We start from the raw sequence: 2,231 nt of genomic DNA, 5'->3' as shown, positions 1-2,231 counted from the left end.
GGGCTCCCCCACCCGGTCCGCCCGGCCCGCGCCGGCGCGGACCCGGACCCGCCCCGGCCGAGCGTGCCCGGCCCTTCTTACGTGACTCCTCGCGGACCCGGCGCACCACGGTCGCCGGGTCGTCCCACCCCACCCACCCGGCGAGCTGACGCGCATACTCGTCCCGCAGTGACGAGTCGCGGATGTCCGCCACCACCGGCACCGTGCGCCGCAGCGCCTCCACGCGCCCCTCGGCGTGGTCGAGGTCGTACTCCTCCAGCATCGACCGGATCGCGAACTCGAACATCGGAACCCGCGCCGACACCAGGTCCCGCACCGCGACGTCGCCCTTGGTCTGACGCAGATCACACGGGTCGAGCCCCGGCGGGGCCACCGCGACGAAGGTCCGGCCCGAGAACTGCTGATCGCCCGAGAACGCCCGCAGGGCGGCCTTCTTGCCCGCCTCGTCACCGTCGAAGGTGTAGATGATCTCGCCGCGGAAGTAGTTGTCGTCGAGCATCAGCCGCCGCAACGTGGACAGGTGATCCTCGCCGAACGCCGTGCCACACGCCGCGACCGCCGTGGTCACGCCCGCCGCGTGCATCGCCATGACGTCCGTGTAGCCCTCGACCACCACCGCGCGCCGCTGCGAGGCGATCTCCCGCTTGGCCAGGTCCAGCCCGAACAGCACCTGCGACTTCTTGTAGAGCATGGTCTCGGGCGTGTTCATGTACTTGCCCAGGGTGTCGTCCTCGAACAGCTTGCGCGCACCGAAGCCGATCACCTCGCCGGCCAGGTTGCGGATCGGCCACAGCAGCCGGCGGTGGAAGCGATCGATGAGCGTCCCCCGCGAACTGGTCTTGGACAGCCCCGCCGCCTCCAGCTCCTTGGGCTCGAAGCCCTGCCGCATGAGGTGCTTGCTCATGGTGTCCCAGCCGGCGGGGGCGTAGCCGCAGCCGAAGTGCTGCGCCTGGGCCATGTCGAAGCCGCGGTCGGTGAGGAACGTCCGCGCCGTCTCAGCCTCCGGGTCCTGCGCGAGCCGCTCCGCGTAGAACTTCTGCGCCGCCGCGTTGGCCTGCGCCAGCCGGGAGCGCGTGCCGCGGTCGCGCTGGACCACCTGCCCGCCGCCCTCGTAGGAGATGCGGTAGCCGATCCGGTCGGCCAGCTGCTCGACCGCCTCGACGAAACCGATGTGCTCCATCTTCATGAGGAACGCGAAGACGTCACCGCCCTCACCCGTGGAGAAACAGTGGAAGTAGCCGTGTTGCGGACGCACGTGGAACGAGGGGGTCTTCTCGTCCTTGAACGGGGACAGCCCCTTGAGCGAGTCCGCGCCCGCCGGCTTCAGCGCCACGTACTCGCCGACGATCTCCTCGATACGGGTGCGTTCGCGGATCGCGGCGATGTCCTGCTCCGGAATCCGCCCTGCCATGCGCCCAGAGTAGCCGCCCGCGCGGCGGACCGGCGTGGCCCCTCTCCGGGGCCGATACGCTGGGCTCATGATCGCCGCTTCACCCCGTCCGGCCACCCCCGTCGCCCTCCGCCGCCTTCACCTCGCGGCGGCCTCGGTCCTCGCCGCGCTCCTGGTCTGCCTGACAGCGTGGGGTACACCCGGCGCCTCCGCGGAGCCGCCGTCGAACCTGCGGCAGCAGTTCACCGACTCCGCGGGCGTGCTCGGAGGCGACACCCGCGACGTGGAGAGCCGACTGGCGGAACTGCGCTCCACCGACCAGATACAGCTGTGGGTGACCTTCGTCGACACCCTCGACGGCATCCCGGTCGAGCAGTGGTCGCGGCAGACCAGGGAGCTGTCCGACCTGGGGGCCTCCGACGCGCTGCTCGTGGTGGCCGTGCAGGACGGCAGGTACTGGTTCGAGTTCGACGACCCGGAGCGCTCCCCCGCCGACGACCAGCGGACCGCCCAGCAGATCGCCGACCGCGACATCGAGCCGCGCCTGGCGAACGACGACTGGGCCGGGGCTGTCATCGGTGCCGCCGACGGACTCGAGCGGCAGGGCTCCGGCTCCGAGATCTCGCCGTTCGCGATCATCGCGGGGATCGCGGGGATCGTCGTCCTCGTCGTCGTCCTGGTCCTGGTCACCCGCCGACGGCGCGCCGCCCGCACCGCACGGCAGGCCGAGGACGCCCGCGACATCCCCGGCGACGACACCGCGCGGATGTCCGCCCTGCCGATCGACGTGCTCGACGCCCGCGCCCGAGCCGGGCTCGTGGACGCCGACCAGGCCGTGGAC

General features: G+C 71.7%; 2 protein-coding genes. One reads left to right on the top strand and one right to left on the bottom strand.

The window, feature by feature from the left end; translation table 11 throughout:
- Window positions 1–1,411: DNA primase (gene dnaG / locus G6030_RS02140; RefSeq protein ID WP_182642055.1), on the bottom strand; the 1,411-nt coding region annotated here is incomplete at its 3' end.
- Between the two features lie 67 nt (window positions 1,412–1,478).
- On the opposite strand from dnaG, the gene G6030_RS02135 reads away from it, so the two are divergent.
- Window positions 1,479–2,231 (top strand): TPM domain-containing protein (locus G6030_RS02135; protein ID WP_182642054.1); only part of this gene is annotated, 753 nt, incomplete at its 3' end.

The organism is Dietzia sp. E1, assembly GCF_014145015.1.
Classification (GTDB): Bacteria; Actinomycetota; Actinomycetes; order Mycobacteriales; family Mycobacteriaceae; genus Dietzia; species Dietzia cinnamea_A.
The sequence above is the reverse complement of the archived record's forward strand: the minus strand, read 5'-3'. Positions and strand labels throughout refer to the sequence as shown.